Source organism: Acinetobacter sp. RF14B (assembly GCF_006864105.1).
Classification (GTDB): domain Bacteria; phylum Pseudomonadota; class Gammaproteobacteria; order Pseudomonadales; family Moraxellaceae; genus Acinetobacter; species Acinetobacter lwoffii_C.
This window is the reverse complement of the sequence record NZ_SMTB01000001.1, coordinates 77981-98707: the sequence shown is the minus strand read 5'-3', so window position 1 is coordinate 98707 and position 20727 is coordinate 77981. Positions and strand designations below refer to the sequence as shown.

At 43.5% G+C, this 20727-nt stretch carries 18 protein-coding genes, 1 tRNA gene and 1 pseudogene; 7 read left to right on the top strand and 13 right to left on the bottom strand.

The window, feature by feature from the left end:
* Positions 1-129: 129 nt before the first annotated feature.
* The 6 genes and pseudogenes from E2K52_RS00450 to E2K52_RS15160 all read left to right on the top strand — a co-directional run.
* Positions 130-669 (top strand): annotated as a pseudogene (locus E2K52_RS00450) (rod shape-determining protein); the annotation flags it as partial.
* 16 nt (positions 670-685) lie between these two features.
* Positions 686-1543: a rod shape-determining protein MreC gene (mreC, locus tag E2K52_RS00445; RefSeq protein ID WP_151203039.1), complete on the top strand. Its 858-nt coding sequence runs from the start codon at positions 686-688 to the stop codon at positions 1541-1543.
* Positions 1530-2021 (top strand): rod shape-determining protein MreD, encoded by a 492-nt coding sequence (mreD, locus tag E2K52_RS00440; RefSeq protein WP_151203038.1) that lies wholly within the window; start codon positions 1530-1532, stop codon positions 2019-2021. The genes mreC and mreD overlap by 14 nt, the downstream gene beginning before the upstream one ends.
* The gene (locus E2K52_RS00435; protein WP_151203037.1) at positions 2009-2575 is read left to right on the top strand and encodes a Maf-like protein; all 567 of its coding nucleotides are present in this window, start codon (positions 2009-2011) and stop codon (positions 2573-2575) included. Before mreD ends, E2K52_RS00435 begins: the two co-directional genes overlap by 13 nt.
* 42 nt (positions 2576-2617) lie before the next feature.
* Positions 2618-4072, top strand: coding sequence for a ribonuclease G (rng, locus tag E2K52_RS00430; protein WP_151203036.1), 1455 nt, complete (start codon positions 2618-2620; stop codon positions 4070-4072).
* A 134-nt stretch (positions 4073-4206) separates the two neighbouring features.
* The gene (locus tag E2K52_RS15160) at positions 4207-4380 is read left to right on the top strand and encodes a PA1571 family protein (protein WP_162850565.1); all 174 of its coding nucleotides are present in this window, start codon (positions 4207-4209) and stop codon (positions 4378-4380) included.
* 187 nt (positions 4381-4567) lie between these two features.
* Here E2K52_RS15160 and E2K52_RS00425 read toward each other — a convergent pair whose 3' ends face one another.
* Both E2K52_RS00425 and E2K52_RS00420 read right to left on the bottom strand, forming a co-directional pair.
* Positions 4568-5920 carry a WS/DGAT/MGAT family O-acyltransferase gene (locus E2K52_RS00425; protein ID WP_151203035.1) on the bottom strand — a complete coding sequence of 451 codons (1353 nt, stop codon included), beginning with the start codon at positions 5918-5920 and terminating at the stop codon, positions 4568-4570.
* 175 nt (positions 5921-6095) lie between these two features.
* Positions 6096-6830 (bottom strand): phosphoadenylyl-sulfate reductase, encoded by a 735-nt coding sequence (locus E2K52_RS00420; RefSeq protein WP_151203034.1) that lies wholly within the window; start codon positions 6828-6830, stop codon positions 6096-6098.
* Positions 6831-7035: 205 nt separating this feature from the next.
* Here E2K52_RS00420 and thrH point away from each other — a divergent pair, with 205 nt between their 5' ends.
* Positions 7036-7653, top strand: a complete 618-nt coding sequence (gene thrH, locus E2K52_RS00415; RefSeq protein ID WP_151203033.1) for a bifunctional phosphoserine phosphatase/homoserine phosphotransferase ThrH — start codon at positions 7036-7038, stop codon at positions 7651-7653.
* A gap of 70 nt (positions 7654-7723) precedes the next feature.
* On the opposite strand, the gene E2K52_RS00410 is transcribed toward thrH, so the two are convergent.
* The 11 genes from E2K52_RS00410 to E2K52_RS00360 form a co-directional block, all read right to left on the bottom strand.
* Positions 7724-9109 (bottom strand): OmpP1/FadL family transporter, encoded by a 1386-nt coding sequence (locus tag E2K52_RS00410; RefSeq protein ID WP_151203032.1) that lies wholly within the window; start codon positions 9107-9109, stop codon positions 7724-7726.
* 404 nt (positions 9110-9513) lie between these two features.
* Complete coding sequence (locus tag E2K52_RS00405; RefSeq protein ID WP_151203031.1) at positions 9514-10734, bottom strand: OmpP1/FadL family transporter; 1221 nt, start codon at positions 10732-10734, stop codon at positions 9514-9516.
* Positions 10735-11072: 338 nt separating this feature from the next.
* Positions 11073-12326 (bottom strand): OmpP1/FadL family transporter, encoded by a 1254-nt coding sequence (locus E2K52_RS00400; RefSeq protein WP_151203030.1) that lies wholly within the window; start codon positions 12324-12326, stop codon positions 11073-11075.
* Between the two features lie 337 nt (positions 12327-12663).
* Positions 12664-12739, bottom strand: a tRNA-Arg gene (locus tag E2K52_RS00395).
* A gap of 87 nt (positions 12740-12826) precedes the next feature.
* Positions 12827-14182: an amino acid permease gene (locus tag E2K52_RS00390; RefSeq protein WP_151203029.1), complete on the bottom strand. Its 1356-nt coding sequence runs from the start codon at positions 14180-14182 to the stop codon at positions 12827-12829.
* Between the two features lie 556 nt (positions 14183-14738).
* The gene (locus tag E2K52_RS00385; RefSeq protein WP_151203028.1) at positions 14739-15662 is read right to left on the bottom strand and encodes a CysB family HTH-type transcriptional regulator; all 924 of its coding nucleotides are present in this window, start codon (positions 15660-15662) and stop codon (positions 14739-14741) included.
* A gap of 51 nt (positions 15663-15713) precedes the next feature.
* Positions 15714-16775 carry a sulfate/molybdate ABC transporter ATP-binding protein gene (locus E2K52_RS00380; protein ID WP_151203027.1) on the bottom strand — a complete coding sequence of 354 codons (1062 nt, stop codon included), beginning with the start codon at positions 16773-16775 and terminating at the stop codon, positions 15714-15716.
* An 11-nt stretch (positions 16776-16786) separates the two neighbouring features.
* Entirely contained in the window at positions 16787-17680 is an 894-nt protein-coding gene (gene cysW, locus E2K52_RS00375) for a sulfate ABC transporter permease subunit CysW (RefSeq protein ID WP_151203026.1), read from the bottom strand.
* The gene (cysT, locus tag E2K52_RS00370) at positions 17677-18510 is read right to left on the bottom strand and encodes a sulfate ABC transporter permease subunit CysT (RefSeq protein WP_151203025.1); all 834 of its coding nucleotides are present in this window, start codon (positions 18508-18510) and stop codon (positions 17677-17679) included. The genes cysW and cysT overlap by 4 nt, the downstream gene beginning before the upstream one ends.
* Positions 18511-18596: 86 nt before the next feature.
* The gene (locus E2K52_RS00365; protein ID WP_151203024.1) at positions 18597-19202 is read right to left on the bottom strand and encodes an alpha/beta hydrolase; all 606 of its coding nucleotides are present in this window, start codon (positions 19200-19202) and stop codon (positions 18597-18599) included.
* 28 nt (positions 19203-19230) lie between these two features.
* Entirely contained in the window at positions 19231-20244 is a 1014-nt protein-coding gene (locus E2K52_RS00360; RefSeq protein ID WP_151203023.1) for a sulfate ABC transporter substrate-binding protein, read from the bottom strand.
* Between the last annotated feature and the right edge of the window lie 483 nt (positions 20245-20727).

Below are 20727 nucleotides of genomic sequence, written 5' to 3'. Positions count from 1 at the left end.
CTTAAGTGCTTCAACAACCCTATACCATTCTGATTGTTATCACTGCTTTTTTAACCGGTTAAGCCCAAATTTGCATGAATCTAGACTGATATAACAGCTCTATGTGCAAAGCCAAACTCAAAGTACATGACTGAAATCGCCATCATCTCGCTACAAGGCTGTGTCTATGCAGATTCGCTGCGTATCGGCGGTGATGTATTCGATGAGCAGATCATCAACTATGTGCGTAAGGCACATGGCTGCGTGATTGGTGAAACCACAGCTGAAGTGATCAAGAAAGAAGTGGGTATGGCATTGCCAGATGAAGGTGAAAAGCCACTGGAAATTGAAGTCCGCGGCCGTAACCTCGCAGAAGGTGTGCCACGTGCGATTGTGGTGAATTCGGATGAAGTCACTCAGGCCATTTCTGATCCCTTACAAAATATTGTCTCAGCAGTCAAATCTGCGCTTGAACAAACTCCGCCAGAACTGTCTTCGGACATTGCTGAACGCGGTATTGTGTTAACAGGCGGTGGCGCATTGCTCCGTAACCTTGACAAGTTGTTAGCCAAAGAAACCGGCCTGCCTGTAGTGGTTGCTGAAGATCCACTGTCATGCGTGACCCGTGGTGGTGGCAAGGTACTCGAGTTCTTCGATAATCCAAATCACGACATGTTATTTGTAGGCTAAGACAAGGATTCGGCGGGTGCAAGCACATCTGTTTTCTCGACAACCGCCATCTTTTCGCTCTTTTATCATTGCATTGGTCACCTGTCTGGTAGTGCTGTTCTTTGACTGGCGCATGCCACATGTGGTCCAACCTGCACGGGATGTCTTGTACGCGGCTTATAATCCGATTTATGCCGTGGCCAGCTATCCGGTACTATCGCGAGAATGGCTGAATCAACAAACCAAATCTGAAGCACAACTGCGTCGTGAAAATACCGCGATGCAGGCTGAGCTGTTGCAGGCCCAAGTCCGACTGCAAAAAATTGCCGAGCTTTCTGCCGAAAATACCCGTTTACGTGGTCTGCTGGATACACCGCTGATTATTGATGGACGCATGGAAATTGCCGAGGTGATTGGCACAGATGCCGACCCCCTGCGGCATATTATCGTGATCAACCGTGGTTCCAGAAATGACCTGAAAGTAGGGCAGACCGTATTGGATGATAAAGGCATCATGGGGCAGATTATCAGTGTCTATCCACATAGTAGCCGGGTAATGTTGCTGTCTGATAAAGAGCATTCGCTGTCCGTACGTCTGGAACGTACTGGCATGCGTGCGATTGTATCCGGTACGGGCGATCTGGGACGTTTAAAGATGGAATATGTACCGACCAGTGCCAACATCAAGGTTGGAGAAAAAGTATATAGCTCCGGGTTGGGCCAGCATTTTCCGGCCGGTTATCTGGTGGGGACGGTGGCTAAAGTCCAACGGCATAATTCAGGCGAGTTTGCCCAGATTGACATGATTCCGGCAGCGCAGCTTGCGGGCGGGCATCATGTGGTGGTGCTATTCTCCGACTCACTGGCGATGGAGCAGCCGCATGTCAATCGCTAAGATGAAATCAAGAACACAGCGTGATCCTTTTCTGGCAATTGTAATATCGGTAATCCTCGCTTCGATCTTGATGGTTTATCCCTTGTCCTATACCTTGTCGGGCTGGCGTCCGCTGTTTATGCTGATGGTGATGCTGTTCTGGGTATTGTGTCAGCCCACCTGGTGCGGGATCTGGTTTGCTTTTGCGACCGGTATTTTTGCGGACTTGTTGCTGGATGCGCCTTTGGGGCTTAATGCCCTCAGTTTTATACTTATCGCTTTTCTGGCACGTTTCCTGACCCGTGAACGCCGTATTTTGACCTTTTCCAATCTGTGGATCATCACTGCAATTGCCATTGTGGCCCATCTGATGCTGATCTTTTTTGCCCAGATTTTAGCCAGCTTACAGTTTTCCTTTGCCCGGCACTGGATTCCAGTGCTGACCAGTATTCTGGTCTGGCCTGTCCTTTACTATATGTTGAAGAAATGGCGCATATAATTCTTGCTTCTAGCTCGCCGCGACGTCGCGAGTTGTTACAGCAACTTGGACTAAGCTTTGATATTTATAGTCCGGATATCGACGAATCTGTGCATGCAGGCGAGTCCGCCGCAACCTATGTAGAACGTCTGGCACGGGCCAAGGCTGATGCCGTGGCGGAGCGTTTTCCAGAAGCAATTATCATCGCCGCAGATACCAGTTTAGGCGTCGATGATGAAATTTTGGGTAAACCCGCATCAAAACAGCATGCGATTGAAATGTGGACAAAAATCTCAGGGCGGTGGCATGATGTTTACACTGGGGTGTGTGTGCGTACAAAAGATGAAAAATACAGTATAGTCGTCAGAACCCAGGTTGAATTTCAGATACTGAGTGTCCAGGATATGGAAAGTTATTGGGCAAGCGGTGAGCCGGTAGGAAAAGCAGGGGCTTATGCAATTCAGGGCATTGCCGCACGCTATATTCCAGGCATTCAGGGCAGTTATTCCAATGTGGTGGGTTTGCCCCTTTATGAAACAGTACAGTTATTACAGAGAGTTAAGGCACTAAATTAACTACTGATAAAAAAGAATTTTTATAATGTTTTGAGTGTTGTTATGTCTGACGAATTGTTGATTAACGTCACGCCAATGGAATGCCGCGTTGCGTTAATTGAAAACGGCACAGTCAATGAACTGTTTGTCGAGCGCACGGCCAAGCGTGGTCTGGTTGGAAATATTTATAAAGGCAAAGTGGTCCGGGTTCTGCCTGGCATGCAAGCTGCTTTTGTCGATATCGGCCTGTCTAGAACTGCCTTTTTGCACATTAATGACATGGTCTGGCCGCGCAATCAGCCTACACCAAATGTATTTGAGTTGCTGCAACCGGGACAAATTCTTACTGTTCAGGTTATGAAAGACATGTTGGGCACCAAAGGTGCGCGTCTTTCTACCGACCTTTCGATTCCTTCACGTTATCTGGTGCTGATGCCGTATGGCAATCATATCGGAGTATCCCAACGGATTGAATCTGAAGATGAGCGCAACCGTTTACGTTCCATCATTGAGCATATTCAGGGTGAATATAAGCTCCCGGGTTCAGTCATTGTACGCACGGCTGCCGAAGGGATTGAAGAGGCCGCTATTGCCCAGGATATGGCTTATCTGGCCAAGCTCTGGGAATATATTCAGCGTAAACAAAAAGTCATTGCAGTCCCTTCACTGATTTTTGAAGAACTCCCTTTACCTGAGCGGGTGATTCGTGATCTGGCGAATGAGAACACCGCCAAAATCTATATTGATTCACGTGAAATTCATAGCAAGTTGCAAGAGTTTGTTGAAGAATTCGTACCGAGCATGAAGGATCGTTTGCTGCATTATCCAGGTGAACGTCCGATTTTTGACTTGTACAATGTTGAAGAGGATTTGCAAAAGGCCTTGCAGACCCGTGTCGCACTCAAATCTGGTGGCTATCTAATGATTGATCAGACTGAGGCCATGACTACGATTGACATCAACACCGGTTCTTATGTCGGTGGCCGTTCCCTGGAAGATACCGTATTCAAAACCAATATGGAGGCTACCCAGGTCATTGCACGTCAACTGCGCTTGCGTAATCTGGGTGGAATTATCATTATTGATTTCATTGATATGCAAGAGGCCCAGCATCGTGAAGAGGTTATGAAGCAGTTTGAGCGTATGCTGGAACGGGATTATGCCAAGACCAAAATTACCCAGGTGTCTGAATTGGGTCTGGTGGAAATGACCCGAAAGCGTACCCGGGAATCTTTAGAGCATTTATTGTGTGAAGCATGTCCAACCTGCCAAGGGCGAGGTTATGTCAAAACAGCAGAGTCAGTGTGTTACGAAATATTTAGGGAAATTCTGCGTTATGCACGGGCGTATGAGTCACAGAGTGGCTTTACTGTCGTTGCTCATCCTGCGGTGATTGATCGCTTGTTAACTGCAGAAGCACCAGCAGTCGCTGATCTTGAGCATTTTATTAATCGCGTGATTAAGTTCCAAGTGGAAAATTTATATACGCAAGAGCAATACGATATCATTCTGAGCTGAAATTGTAACAGAATATCGTTAAACACTTGTTACATCTGGAATTTTACAATTGGGTCGAGATTTACAATACTAGAAACATCAAATTAGCCAAAGCCATTTCTCCCCCGTTCTAGGCTTAGCAAAAGGAGTATATGATGAGTATGAGTAAAGCGGTTGTAAATAAAAGCCTAAAACATGTACTAGAACCAAAAACTGTTCATGCTGGATATATTGTTGATGAGCGCGGTAATGAAGTTCAGATTACGGCTTCTATGATTCGTACCGTGTGCCATCAGTTATTAAAACAGTGTCGTACTATTAAGGGTTAATTCAGGTTTAACGATTTTATTCTCTGTATAAAAATAATTCACTTGATGTAAATCAATAACTAAAGGGATCGATCAGATCCCTTTATTTATCTTTGCAGGATTGGCAAAAGTGCTTAATGCCAAATTGTTGAGTTAATGTCTTTCTGTGGGGATGCAATTAAGCTACCGCTTGCAACTTTAGGGCAGATTAGCTCTCTATGAGTTGCTCAAAACGTTGAATTTCTTCTTCTAGATGAGTCAGTAGATTCTGCATTTTCGGTAAGGCATTACGGCAGGCAGTGAGGCCGACTTCAAGTTTGTCCAGATAGCTTGTCATCGTGATATTCAGCGCTTGACCGTCCAATATAATCGAGGCAGGGTAGAGGGCTTCCAGACGTGCGCCATTCCAGTAAAGTGGCTCTTGTGGTCCTGGAACATTTGAAATGACCAGATTAAATGCCTGACGTTTAGGCATTAAACCCGATGCAATATTTAAACCGGCTGCACCATAAATAAATGCACTATAGTTTAAAATCTGATTGGCATTCATGCGCTTAAAACGTTCTTTGGCATTTAATACACTACGGCGCACAATATCTAGACGCTCCAGTGGGTCATTTTTATGCGTACCGAGATTTGCCAGAATCATGGTAATCCGATTGGAAAGATCGGAGTCATCGCTGCGTACTGAAGCTGGCACCATAGCAATCAGAGGTTTTTTAGGTAGTGCATTCTGGCTGAGCAAATATTCACGTAGGGCGCCTGAGCAAATCGCCAGTACAATATCATTAATGGTTACCCCTAACGCTTTGGAAATGTGGCGCAGGCGTGAAAACTCAAAAGATTGGGCGGCAAAACGGCGCGAGGAGCTGACCCGCTGGTTTAAAATAGAACAGGGAGCCTGAAAACTGGATACATAGTCGGGATTGCGTCCCATGTCTTTCATTATGGTCTGAGACAGCTCGTAAGCGACCCGTGGAGTACATTCAAGCTGCCCTTTAATAGTACGCAGGATATTTTTTAGCCGGCTCACCTTCGGGGTCATTAAACGTTTAGCCCGTGGGCCCTGTACACACCAGGGAGGTACAATACTTTTTGCATCTGGATCGTGGGACAGTGATTTTTCGACTAGACGCATTCCGGCAATGCCATCTACCATGGCATGATGTATTTTGAAATACATGGCAAAACGGTTATCTTCAATGCCTTCAATAATGTGACAAGTCCATAAAGGCTTGGCCCGATCAATCAGTGCGCTATGTTCCTGGGAAATATAGCTGAGTAATTCACGAATACGTCCAGGTTTAGGCAGAGCGATATGCCGAAAATGATGCTCAAGATCAAATTCTTCATCTTCGTCCCAAAATAGGCCGTTTAAGTAATTATTAAAAGGGGGAATCGGAGAAGATTTTGAATTACGAATATCGCTCACTAAGTCTTGAATAAAAGAGGCGGGCGCATGCTCAGGGATTTGAAACAGAAATAATCCGCCGACATGCATGGGTTGCTGGCGTTTTTCTAAAGTTAAAAAAATAAAATCAATCGGATGTAATGGACGCATAGCGTAGATTGCCTCACTGCATTTTCTTCAGCTGCTTTTGTGCAAGCAACCTTGTTAGAATTATTGGTATCGTAAGATAAAGTATAGCGATTTTGCCACACACATAAAAGGAGTACTTTTATGTAGCGGATAGGTTTACAAAAAAACCACCGACAAGGCGGTGGTTTTTACCAGATTATTTTTTTAAATTGTCGGCATGCAAACCGCATTCCTTATGAGTGGCTTCTTCCCACCACCAGCGACCTTCACGTTCATGCTGGTTTGGAAGTACAGGGCGGGTACATGGCTCACAGCCAATTGAAATAAAGCCTTTTTCATGTAGCAGATTATAAGGAATCTCCATCATACGGATATAACTCCATACATCGGCGCTTGACCAGTTCGCTAATGGATTATATTTGATCAGCTGTTTGCCGGGGCCAGAAAAGCCGGCATCCGCCTGTACCACTGGGATTTCCTGACGGGTTCCCGGACTCTGGTCTTTGCGCTGCCCGGTAATCCAGCCATCCAGCGTCGCCAGTTTTTTACGTAAAGGCTGAACCTTGCGAATCCCACAGCATTCCTGATGACCATCTTGATAAAAACTAAACATACCCTTTGTTGTGGTCAGTTGTTGAACGGCTTCAGTTTCCGGAAAACAGATTTCAATATCAATATGATAGTGTTTGCGAACCTGCTCAATAAACTGATACGTTTCGGCATGCAAGCGGCCGGTATCGAGACTAAATACTCGGAACGGCTTGCCCAGATGTGAGGCCATATCAATCAGGACTACATCTTCTGCACCTGAAAAGGAAATCGCAATCTCGCCAGATTGATTTAGCGCAAGCGCCAAAATTTCACTCGGTGATTTATCTGCATATTCGGATGCCAGCGCATCCACCATATCAATAGTCGGGATTTTGGTCATAAGAGTCCTGGCAACATAGGCCTGGAAATGACGCGGCCTATCAACTAATTTAATTTACAGGCATTTTAATAGACTTCACCTAAAGGACTTAGCACTAAAAAATAAATACTTATGAGGAAAATAGATTTTAAAAAGAGCAGTGCAAAATTTATTTCTTCAGCTATCATAAGACTGATTTTTTTAATACCGTTCAAAGGGGATAGTCATGGAAGTCGTATGTCTAGATTTAGAAGGCGTTCTGGTTCCAGAAATTTGGATTAACTTTGCAAAAAAAACCGGCATCAAGGAGCTTGAAGCAACGACACGCGATATTCCTGACTATGATGTACTGATGACTCAGCGTCTGAATATTCTTAAACAGCATGGTTTGGGTCTGGATGATATTCAGGCCGTGATTGCGGAGATGGGACCTTTTGAAGGGGCAAAAGAATTTGTAGAGTGGGTAAGTACACATTTCCAGCTGATTATTTTGTCAGATACCTTCTATGAATTTGCCCATCCTTTAATGAAGCAATTGGGCTGGCCAACTATTTTCTGTCATAAACTGGAAACAGATGGTAATGGCATGATCACAGACTATAAATTACGTCAGCCGGACCAAAAGCGTCAGGCTGTAAAAGCTCTGCATGGCCTGAACTTCCGTGTGATTGCAGCAGGTGATTCCTATAATGATACTACTATGCTAGGTGAAGCAGATCATGGTTTTCTGTTTGATGCGCCTGAAAATGTGATTGCTGAGTTTCCACAGTTTCCGCCAATCAACGGTTATGATGCATTAAAAGAAGCGATTCGTAATGCGTCGGTACGTGATATTCCAGCTTAATTTTTTAGGTTAACAAGAAAGGGCGCTCATGGCGCCCTTTCTTGTTTAATCCTGATTTTTGTGATGTAAATTAGAAGCGATAACCAATTTTCATGCTGTAGCCGATTGCATCATTGTCTTCAAAATTAGCTGCATAATTGTCTGTGCCAAAGTCTGATGCAACTTGTGATTTAGCATCCCCTAACCAGAAGTATTTAACCCCAGCTTGAATAAATGTTTGGGGAGTTGGGCTAAATTGACCACCCAAACCTAGGCTCCAATAGCCTTCAGTTGGTCCTAAAGTGGAGACAGGATTACCTGCGCCAGAGTCCCAGCCCACCATCACTGTACCTGCCCATTGATCATTGAATTTACGACCTACCCCCACGTTTGCAGAAATTTGATCTTTTTCATAAGCGATTAAGTCAAACCCACGTGGAGTACCAGCTACTGCTTGAGTTAACTGAGAGGATAATTGACCAAACTTGTAGGGACGAATTGCAAAACTCGACCAATCTACCCAACGTACTTGTGCAAAAGCAACAGTATTTTCCATGATGCCGGATTGAAGGTCTAAGTTTACAGACTGGGGTGTTGTAATTTGGGTATTGCCAGAGCTCGCATTGATGGCATTAATATTACTAGCCTGTAGTGGAGGAAAGCGACCAGATACTAAAGTATTGGTGACATAGCCTAAAGTTTCGTCGATATTGATATCATGATCAATTTCAGAACGGTAAGTTACAGAAGCTTTAAGTGCAATTTCTGGAATTTGGAATGCTGCGCCTGCTAACCAGCCTACAGCAGAATCTTCGCCAACACTTGCATCATAACCTTTAAATGGTGTTTTATCTGGACCAGTTGCGAGACCTGAACACATAACTGGGCAAAGCGCGCTGCCGTAGGGGCCATAGGCTGCACCACGTAGTTGAATATTACCTTTAACGGTTTGGTACACTGGGCCTGCGTAGATATTCCAATTCTCATTAGGTTGGAATCCAAAAATCATTGATAGGTTTTGAGTGCTTACATCAACTTCAGTACCTTCACCGCTCGCAAAGAAAGCGCCTGACTCTTTTAGTGCTGATTGGCCTGTACCGATGTCAGAATAGTTGGCATCAGTAGTTGAATATTTAGCCTTTGCGCCAAAAGGCTGATCATAGATTAAGCCGAAAGAAAAATGATCAGTTAATTGAACTTTAAGCGCTGCATTATAAAACTGGTAGCTTTCAGCCATATCTGATAATTCAGTACCCCCTAAACCTTTGCCTTGAATAGGAGAGTTTGGCGGCATCCAACCTTCACGCATCTGACCGGATACATCTGCATCTAGTACAGAAACCCCTGCTTCAAAGTAGTTGCCTGGCTGAAGAAAGGCACTAATAGACTGGCCAGAACGGTCCAAGGCGGCTGCAAAAACTCCTGAGGTTGAGATGCAGCTTAATAGAATGGCACTTGTTAAAGTTTTTAACTTCATTTTTCTACTTTCCTAGTATAAAAAAACGCTTCAATGCGTTAATAACAATATGAGATATGTAATTTATTTTTTAATCATATCTATGTGCAAAACATAGCATAAAGAAAAAAAGAGTAAAGGTTCTAATTTGAATTTTTAATAAAATAAAGATGTTGCAAAATAAAGCCAAATAAAGTAAGAATTCTAATTATGTGCATCTTTTTATTCATAAAATTGTTCTTTTGTGTCTGGTCTATATTGCTTTGGCTTATAGCTAGCGGGGGATTTTAAAGAACTAATAGCAAATAATTTAGATGAGTTATGCAATAATGAATGTGTAAATTTTAATGGATTAAGGGTATAAAAAAAGAGCTTCTAATGAAGCTCTTTTTAAAAGAGAGTTGGCTGGTATTTATACCTTGGGATTAGAAGCTGTAACCCATATTTAAACCATAAGCAATTGCATGGTTGTCTGAGAATGTGCCTGCGGGTGTATGTGCTCCCGTTACAGCATCAGCATCGCCTAACCAGAAATATTTTACGCCAGCGCCAATAAAGTAATTTGTAGCAGGGGAGGAGCGTACGCCAGTGCCGACACTCCAATAGCCGTCAGTTGGACCTAAGGTGGTCACAGGATTACCGGCGCCAGAATCCCAGCCTACCGATACATTTGCCGCCCAATGATCTGTAAACTTACGGCCCACACCTACTGTTGCTGAGATCTGATCCTCTTTATAGTCAATCAGGTTAAACCCATTTGGCTTGGTTGGAACCATACCAGCTTGACCAAGTCTTTCACTAAGTTTTCCAAACTTGTATGGTTGCACTTTGAATTTTGACCAATCCACCCAACGTACATTAGCAAATGCAATAGTGTTTTCCATAATACCTGTTTGGAAGTCAATATTTACAGACTGTGGAGTGGTTAGTGCAGTTTCACCTTTAGCAGAGTCTAGAGCAATCATTGCGTTATCTAAAACTGTGTTTCCAGTCATCCCTGCGGCATTAAAACGCTCAGAGGCATTCATTTTATGCTCGATTTCAGCACGGTAAGTTACCGATGCTTTAAGTGCTATTTCTGGAATTTGATAGGCAACACCTGCTAACCAACCTACAGATTCATCCTCGCCTGTTCTAAAATCATATCCATTAAATGCTGAATAAGTTTCACCACGTAAAAGAACAGTACCATCTACTGTTTGATATACAGCACCTGCATAGAGATTCCAGTTTTCGTTCGGTTGATATCCAAAAAGTAAATTTAAGTTTTGAGTATCGACAGTAACAGATGTGCCGCCTTGAAATGGAACTGGCCGGTTTTCTACAAATCTGTTGTTACCAGAATATTCTGCATCCGCACCGAAAGGTTGATCATAAATAAGACCAACAGAGAAATGATCTGTGGCTTGAATTTTTAGAGCAGCATTAGGGAAGTAGTAGTCACCTGCCATGTCACCGGTTTTGTTGCCACTTGTATCCTTTCCTTTTACTTCAGGGTCAAGGATTGAAATACCTGCTTCTGCATAATTACCCGGCTGTAAAAATGCAGAAATGGACTGACCTGAACGATCTAAACCGGCAGCAAATACAACAGAAGTAGGGAGTGTGGACAGGAGAATCGCGATAGAAATTGGCTTAAGCTTCATGGCTCATCCTTGACAGAGTTACATTAAAATTATTAAAAGTTGTGGAAAAGTAACACAATTTTAAAAAGAGTAAATACTCAGCTTTGTCGAAGAAGTGAACTATAGCGGTTAAGGAAAATGCTTGTCTAGAGTATTTATACTAGATTTTTTTGCTTAAGTATATGAAAAATATATATTTAATATAGAGTTGGTCAAAGGCAGAATAGTGTAAAAGTACTAATTCTTTATAAACTTTAATTGTAGTAAAAACCAGCAACTGAGATAGAGATGTAGGAGATTGAGCTTAACCAATAAAAGACCATTCGAAAATGGTCTTTTATTATGTTGTCTAGATTACATTAGAAGCGATAGCCTATTTTTAAACCGTAGCCCCAAGCATCGTTATCTTCAAACTCGGCAATTGCATTATTTGTTCCAAACATAGAAGCAGGTTGAGCATCTGCATCGCCTAACATGAAGTATTTAACACCACCAGCGATAAAATAATTTGGAGCTGGAGAATATTGCAGACCTAAACCAACGTTCCAATAACCCTCAGTTGGACCAAGCGTTGAAACTGGGTTACCTGCACCAGAATCCCAGCCAACTGAGGCATTACCAGCCCATTGTTCATTGAATTTACGACCTACACCTACAGTCGCTGACCATTGGTCATCTGTATAAGCAACTAAGTCAAAGCCATTAGGATTATCAGGAGTTTGTCCGGCAGCACCTAAAATACGGCCTACTTGATCAAATTTTTCTGGACGGATAGAAAAGTCTTCCCAATTGACCCAGCGTACGTTTGCAAAAGCCACTGTATCTGCCATGATCCCAGTTTGGAAATCCAGATTCACAGATTGCGGAGTTGTAATTTTGGTCGTTGTATTAACATCATATAAAGCAGCTGCTGGATTTTGTGTTACAAGAGCCAGGATATTACTTTGACCATATTCACGTGTCGCAGCTTCATGATCAATCTCTGAGCGATAGGTTAGAGATGCCTTTAACGCAATTTCTGGAATTTGGTAGGCGACACCCGCTAACCAGCCAACAGCAGAATCTTCTTTCATGGTTGCGTTATATTTACCTAAACCGTTAGCAGAACCATAAGCAGCTCCACGAAGTTGTACGTCACCTTCCACAGTTTGATAAACGGCGCCACCATAAATATTGATACTTTCAATTGGCTGGAAACCTAGAATGAAAGATAAACTTTGTGTAGTTACATCTACTTCAGTGCTTTCGCCATTAAGATGGAATAATCCAGTACCTGCTGCAACTAACGGATCAGAGTTTGAATAAGCCGCATCTGCCCCAAATGGCTGGTCATATAAAATACCTACAGAGAACTTTTCGGTTGGCTGGAATTTAAGGGCAGCACTTGGAAAATAGTAATCCCCTGCCATATCAGATAATGTTCCGCCCCCAGAAGCTGCTTTTGCTTTACCAGAAACATTTGGGTCTAGAACTGAAATTCCTGCCTCAAAGTAATTCCCTGGTTGCAGGAAGGCTGCAATAGATTGACCTGAACGATCTAGGGCTGCTGCAAATGCCCCAGTCATTGGTACAGTCGCGAGAATCATTGCAGTCGTTAATGTTTTTAATTTCATTTATGTCTTTCCTTGAGGTACAAATTTATAGCTAGCGTTGTTGTTTGCACTTGTTGAATTTTTGGAGACTTTAGGGGGATGAACCGCAATCATTTGTTACTCCATGTGACAAAAATAGCACAATTAAAATAAGAGTAAATGCTCTAGAAAAAACTAATTGGTTCAAAAAAGCATCAAAATAGAGTTTTTACACCAAAATATAAGAGTTGGTTAGGTTAAGTTATTGATAGTAAAAGGCATAAAATAATGAGAAGAAAATGTTTTTTTGTTTAAAAAATATTCTAAAAGGATGCAATTTCATGTTTTTTTTATGCGGAATAAATCACATTTTTATTCTTGGTGCGCCCTGCGGGACTCGAACCCACGCCGGTCGCTTAGGAGGCAACTGCTCTATCCAGTTAAGCTAAGGGCGCAAACAGAAGTTTATTTTACTGCAAAATGCATAAAAAAAGTTACTGCCGGAGCAGTAACTTTTTAAATATACAAAATAAATCAGCGTATCAAGTGTTTTTTGGCTTAAGCAATTTAAAAACACACAGCATGGTAATGATCCAGATTGGAATCATCAGTACAGATTCCTTGAAGCCCTGTGTCCACATGATGTACAAGATCATAGCAATAAAGCTTAAGACCAGGATATTGCCTGCAGGTGACCAAAGTGCAGGGAAACTGGTTTTTTGTCCCGATTTCCTCATACTCTGTAAAAACTTGAGATGGGTGAGGGAAATCATGGCCCAGTTTAAGACCAGCGCACCGACCACAATATAAATCAGATGGCTCAGTGCATTTTCAGGAACAAGGTAATTAAGCAAGACACAACCAAAGATCAGTAGCGCAGAGAAAAGCACTGCAGGAACCGGCACTCCCTGTTTATTGACTGTTTTGAACACTTTAGGGGCATTCCCTTGATGTGCCAGACCGTACAGCATACGGCTATTTGCATACATCCCACTGTTATAGACAGAAAGCGCAGCAGTCAAAATAATAAAGTTAAGCAGATGAGCAGCCCAGCCAATACCAAGCTGGCTAAAAATCATGACGAATGGACTTTTATCCAGGCCACCAAGTTCAAGCTGGTTCCAAGGTACCAGAGACAAGAGAATGGTCAAAGCACCCACATAGAAGATCAGAATACGGAAAACCACCTGATTAATCGCTTTAGGAATGGTTTTTTCCGGATCATCAGCTTCTGCTGCTGCCATACCAATCAGCTCAATCCCGCCAAAAGCGAACATCAGAAATGCAAGCATATAGAACAAGCCTTCAAAGCCGTTCGGGAAGAAGCCGCCTGCCGTCCAAAGGTTACTAAAAGATGCTGTTGAGGAGGCATCTGCTGTTAAAATCAGATAGAGGCCAAAGACAATCATCGAAACGACCGCAGTCACTTTAATAATTGACAGCCAGAATTCTGATTCACCATAGAATTTTACATTGCCGAGGTTGACCAGGGTAATCACAATAAAGAAAAACAGAACCGATGCCCAGGCAGGAATATGTGGCCACCAGTAGTTAATATATTTTGCGACAGCAGTCAGTTCGGTCATGGCAACCAGGATATATAAAATCCAGTAGTTCCAGCCTGCAAGAAAACCCGGGAATTTCCCCCAATATGTATAAGCAAAATGGCTAAATGAACCGGCAACCGGTTCATGAACAATCATTTCACCTAATTGGCGCATGATTAAAAATGCGATTAATCCACCAATGGCATAGCCTAAAATAATAGAAGGGCCAGCTGATTGGATCACCTGTGCGGAACCTAAGAATAAGCCTGTGCCAATTGCACCGCCCATGGCGATCAACTGAATATGACGGTTCTTTAAGCCACGCTGAAGTTGTGAAGACTCGTTATTCAAAGTTTTCAGCCCGACAATGGAAAATAATAAGTCGCTGATTGTAATAGATCAAAGATAAGAAGCCTAGTGCATCATAAAAATCAATGATGGCTATAAAAACAATAATGATTATTTATGGTGGTAAATTAAATATAATATCAATTAATCAACGGCTTATTTTTATTGACACAATAATTGACGGATTTTTACTTTTTGCCGGCGAATAGGCTGCAAACCAGATGTGACACCTGAGCAATGGGATAAAAACTCAGATATGCTGGAATATTTGAATTTTTAATTTGTAATTTGAAAGTTTTCAATGTCCTCATATCTGTAACTTTTCAAGAAAAAAAGACAGAATTTATTCTGCTTGAAATAGTAAAAATGAATCCGCCCGCAAGTACAGAAACTTATTTTTAGACCACTTGAGCCGATTTAAAGGACGATAAACGAAAATAGAGGAAGGGAATAGCGCTGTTTTCTTGATTGTACTTGTGCCTTGAATCTGTCGTATAGACAGAAGATCAACACGCACTCATTAAAAAAGAGGCCATAGTGCCTCTCAATTTTTTAGTTTCTATTCATCCGGATAAGCGACTCTCTTTAAGGCTTTAATATCGGCATCGGGCGAGCAGAGTGAAATAAACTCATAACCATATCCCCGCAACAGATGACCTTTACGAACTGCGATCCAGGTGGTATTTAAGCCAAAAATCTCAGTTTTAATCTGTTTTAGGCGATAATCCCGTTCTGAATCATAAGCCACATCATTGACGATTCCCACGCCCATATTCAGCTCCACATAGGTCTTGATCACGTCGGCATCAAGTGCAGACATTACAATATTGACATCAACACCTGCATCTTCAAACGCTTTGTCAATTTTAGAACGGCCAGTAAAACCACCATGATAGGTAATAATCGGGTAGCTGGCTAAGTCCTCAATCTGAATATGCTCTATAGCTGTTAATGGGTGATTTTGCGGGGTAATAATGCTGTGCTGCCAAGTATAGTAAGGAACGCTCACCAGATTATCTTCAGTTGTAAGCGCCTCGGTGGCAATCCCGATGTCAGCTTCACCTTGCAGCAGCATTTCAGTAATTTCGACTGGACTGGCCTGCTGTAAAATCAGATGGACTTTAGGAAACTCTTTTTTAAACTGGTTTACGATGGGCGGCAAAATATAACGTGCCTGCGTATGGGTCGTGGCAATCGTCAGTGTGCCTTCATCGACTTTGTTAAAGTCATCCGCCAGACGTTTGATATTATCCGCATCGACTAGCATACGTTCGACAATGCCTAATAGGGCCTGACCCGGTTCAGTCAGGCCAAGTAAGCGTTTGCCTTTGCGAATAAAAAGCTGTACCCCCAGCTCATCTTCCAGATCTTTAATGTGTTTGCTTACTCCAGATTGTGAAGTATAAAGTGCTGCTGAAGCTTCAGTTAAATTAAATTTCTGTCTAACCGTTTCCCGGATAATTCTTAATTGTTGGAAATTCATGATGATATACTCTATAAGAGGATGGGGCATATTATCGCCCCACCTTTGGTCTTAAGCGACCTGATTTTCAAACAAATGCAGGTTTAATGCACTTAACCAAACGGTCTGATTTGGTCTGAACTGATGTGCTCTGGCTTCTTCTGGGGTCAAAGAAATTTCAATCAGGTTGTCTTGACGATCAGTGAGCTCAGCAATTACTTTGCCAGCAATCCAGACCTCACGCAAGAAAGTCGCCTGAATGGCATTGTCCTGCGGCTGCGCATGTATACGCAGTTCATCGGGGCGTGCAAAAACAATGACATTGCCTTGGGCTGACTGTTTGGCGGCATCAAACTGGATGCGGTCCTCACCCAGTTGTAAAATACCGCCATGATTTTGTCCTTCAAAGCGGTTGGCCTGTCCCAGAAAGTCAAATACAAAGGGTGTGGCTGGAGTTTCATAGACTTCACGCGGTGAACCAATTTGCTCGACATTACCTTTGTTCATTACAATAATTTGATCTGCTACCTCAAGCGCTTCTTCCTGGTCATGAGTCACAAAAATAGAGGTGATATGCAGTTCATCATGTAGGGTGCGTAGCCAGCGGCGCAGTTCTTTACGCACTTTGGCATCCAGCGCACCAAAGGGTTCATCCAGTAACAGGACACGTGGCTCAACCGCTAAAGCACGTGCCAAAGCAATACGTTGACGTTGGCCGCCAGAGAGCTGTGCCGGATAACGGTCAGCCAGAAAACCTAACTGAACCAGATCCAGCAAACGGGTAACACGTTTTTTAATTTCTGCTTCGGAAGGGCGAGTGGAACGTGGACGTACACGCAGACCGAAAGCGACGTTGTCAAAAACCGTCATATGGCGGAATAGGGCATAGTGTTGAAATACAAAGCCCACTTCACGTTCACGCACATGTACCCGGGTTGCATCTTGGCCTTCTAAAATAACCTGACCGCCATCGGCCGATTCCAGACCGGCAATAATCCGCAGCAGGGTGGTTTTACCACAGCCCGATGGACCCAGGAGTGCAACGAGCTGACCATCTGGAAAATCGAGGGAGATATTTTTCAGTGCATGAAATGCACCAAAGTGTTTTTCAATATTTTTAACTTGAATACTCATGTGGGCATTCCTTAAGAAACTGTTGAATCTTCATTACGTTTGCTTTGTCGTTCCTGACGCAGCTCCACCCAGGTTTTTAAAATCAGGGTGATAATCGCGAGGAAAGCCAGCAGTGAGGACACAGCAAACGCAGCACTAAAGGTATATTCGTTATAGAGAATTTCGACATGCAGTGGCAAGGTATTGGTTTCACCGCGAATATGACCGGAGACGACCGATACGGCACCAAACTCACCCATTGCACGGGCATTACACAGAATCACGCCGTAGATCAGCCCCCATTTGATATTAGGCAGGGTGACTTTCCAGAAAGTCTGCCAGCCCGATGCACCCAGTACAATCGCTGCTTCTTCTTCTTCAGTTCCTTGTGCTTCCATTAGCGGAATCAGCTCACGTGCCACAAAAGGTACAGTAATAAAGATTGTGGCCAAGACAATGGCAGGTACTGCATATAAAACTTTAATGTCATGATCCATCAACCAGCCGCCGAACCAGCCTTGACTGCCAAAAATTAGGACCAGCATCAAACCTGCAATCACCGGCGATACAGAGAACGGCATGTCAATGATGGTGGTTAATATCGATTTGCCACGGAAGTTAAATTTCGCCACAGTCCAGGCTGCCGCTACACCAAAAACCACATTCATAGGTACTGCAATTGCGGCAGTCAGTAAGGTCAGCTTCACGGCAGACAGGGTATCTGGATGTACCAGAGCTTGGGCATACACCCCGACCCCTTGTTTAAATGCTTCTACAAAGACTAAAACCAGAGGCAAAATCAGGCAGCTCAGGAAGAAAATCATGGCAATCGTGATCAGGGTATAGCGCACCCAGGTCGGCTCTCGAGTCGCATCGCGTGATTGTAGTTTTTCAGCCGGCGCATTGCTGTTGGTATTTAAACTCATCGCGCAGTTCTCCCGGTACGACGGCTGGCCCAGGCTTGGACTAAGTTAATCAGGAACAAGATTACAAAAGACAATACCAGCATGACCACCGCAATGGTGGTGGCACCGGCATAATCATATTCTTCCAGACGGGAGATGATCATTAAGGGCGCAATTTCCGTTTCAAATGGCTGGTTACCCGCAATAAAAATGACCGAACCATATTCCCCGACACCGCGAGCGAATGCTAAGGCAAAACCGGTAATTAACGCTGGCAATAAAATCGGGAAGATGATTTTAGTAACAATCTGCAAACGGTTGGCACCCAGCGCAGATGCCGCTTCTTCCAGCTCGGTTTCCAGATCGCTCAGAACCGGCTGAACCGTACGCACCACAAAAGGCAAACCGATAAAGATTAAAGCCAGGGTAATACCAATTGGTGTATAGGCCACCTGAATTCCAAGTGGCTCAAGATACTGACCAATCCAGCCGGTCGGTGCATATAAAGAAGTTAGGGCAATACCCGCCACTGCAGTTGGCAGGGCAAAAGGTAAATCGACCAGAGCATCTATAATGCGTTTACCCGGGAAGCTGTAACGTACCAGACACCATGCCAGTAACAGGCCGAAAACCACATTGACCAGTGCTGCAATAATGGCGGCACTAAAGCTTAGCTGTAATGATTTTAAAATACGTTCAGAGCTCAGGATTTCCCATAAGCCATCCCAGCCAATGCCCAGTGATTTAATAAAAACGGCAGAAAGCGGAATTAGAACGATTAATGATAAATACGCTAGGGTAAAGCCTAGAGAAAGACCAAATCCTGGCAGCACTCGGGATCGCTGCGACATGATTACTCCTCAAAAGAGAGAATGCTGGTGGAAGCTGACCAGCGAAAATTAGAAAACAAATTTGGCACAAGCATAGTTAGCAGCATCTAAAATGCAAATTTAAATAAATACTTGCAGTCATCAGCTTTACTGATATGTGGCATAGTCTTTTCTGAAATTAAGTATTGTTCAATTTCAGGAAAAGGCCCAAAACCGGAAGAGACATTGACATGGCCGACCTGACCTAAATTAATCGGTTTGATGTTCCAGGCTTTGGCAAGTTGCAGGGCATCTGCAAAACTCAGCCAAGGATCATTTTCACTGATCAATAAGCGAGTCGGCACCTGAATCTTGAGTTGCTGAAAATAGGCGCGGTAATCCGTCAGGCTGTCATCTGCAAACCCATTTTCCCCAAAACGTGCCGGATTGGCAGGTGCAACCAGCACCAGATTTTTAATCTTGGCCTTTAGTTCGGGATACCGGGCAAGGGCCGCCAGACTGGTCAGACAGCCAAAACTATGCGCTACAATCTGCACATCATCTGGAATGGCTTGAAGGGTTTTGACACACTCGGCCACCCATTCATTCAGGACAGGATGATGCCAGTTTTTTTGCTGTACCCGGGAGCAGCGCATCAGACGATGTTGTAACCATGTCTGCCAGTGGCAGTATTCACTCCCACCCACACCTGGAACAATAAGCGTATGTGTCATATCGATGCTCCTTAAAAGTAATGAGTTGTTATTTCGCTTGATTGGCTTTGACGATCTGGTCGAAAATTCCGCCATTTTCAAAATGGGTCTGTTGTACCTTAGTCCAGCCGCCAAATTCCTGCTCAATCGTCACCAGTTTTAGTGGCTTAAAAGTCTGCTGGTATTTTTTAAGTACTGCCTTATTGCGCGGACGGTAATAGTTTTTTGCTGCAACTTCCTGACCTAATGGAGAATAGAGGAAATTCAAATAACCTTTGGCCAGGTAGCTATTGCCTTTTGCCTGGGCATTTTTCTCGACAATAGCAATCGGTGGTTCAGCCAGAATAGAAAGAGAGGGCGTCACAATTTCAAACTTGCCGGGCTGTTCACGCAAGGCCAAATGTGCTTCATTTTCCCAAGTCAGCAAGACATCTCCGATACCGCGTTCAGCAAAAGTCGTGGTTGCACCACGTGCACCTGAATCCAGAACTTTGGTCTGCTTATATATTTGACGCACAAAATCGCGGGCTTTGGCATCATTGCCACCTTTCTGGTGTTTGGCCCAAGCCCAGGCAGCAAGATAGTTCCAGCGTGCGCCGCCGGAAGTTTTTGGGTTTGGCGTAATAATGGCCACGCCGGGTTTAACCAGATCATCCCAATCCTGAATCCCTTTGGGATTGGCTTTACGAACCAGAAAGACAATTGTCGAGGTATATGGGGTTGAGTTGTGCGGTAATTTTTTCTGCCAGTCTGTGGGTAGCAGCTGGGCTTTCTTTGCCAGCACATCAATATCGGCTGCCAGTGCGAGAGTAACAACATCTGCCTCTAAGCCATCCAGCACAGCACGTGACTGTTTGCCTGAACCGCCATGCGACTGTTTAAAATTAATTTTCTGACCGGTACGGCTTTCCCAGTATTTGCTGAAATTTTTATTGATCTCTTCATACAGTTCCCGGGTTGGGTCATAAGAAACGTTAAGAAAATCCTGTGCTATCACACTAAAAGAGCTTGCCGAAATCGCTATAGCTAAAACCCCAAGTTTTAATGTCTGTACAATGCTCATCTGCATCCCCGCTCTTTTCTATGTTTTGTAACTTAAGCGCAGCATAATCCTATTAGCTATGCATAAAAAATAACTAAAAATGAATTCAATATGAAAAAAAGAGATAATAAGCACTTAAGTTGTGGTCATGAGTCTACGCTTATAAAAAAAGCCTGACTGAGTGACCAGATGAGTCAGGCTTTTACGTGATTGCTTGTGACTCTCTCATCCAAGTCCCGATATTGGTCTAATTGCTATTTTTGTCCCTGAGTTCAGGCATTATTTTTTCTGAAGGATGGGCGCTTTTAATGACTTGAGTGCAGGACTGTCTTACTTCGATACCTTTATATTGCGAAGAGCAATGCTTGATCAGAACCAGTATCCGATGGTTAAAATGAATCATTGGATCGGTAGTTTTTTCCAGCATGGACTCAATTCTTGATTCGAGTTGTCGTACAATTTGTAAGTTGGTTCATCAAAAATATTCAGGCAAACTTTTGCAGG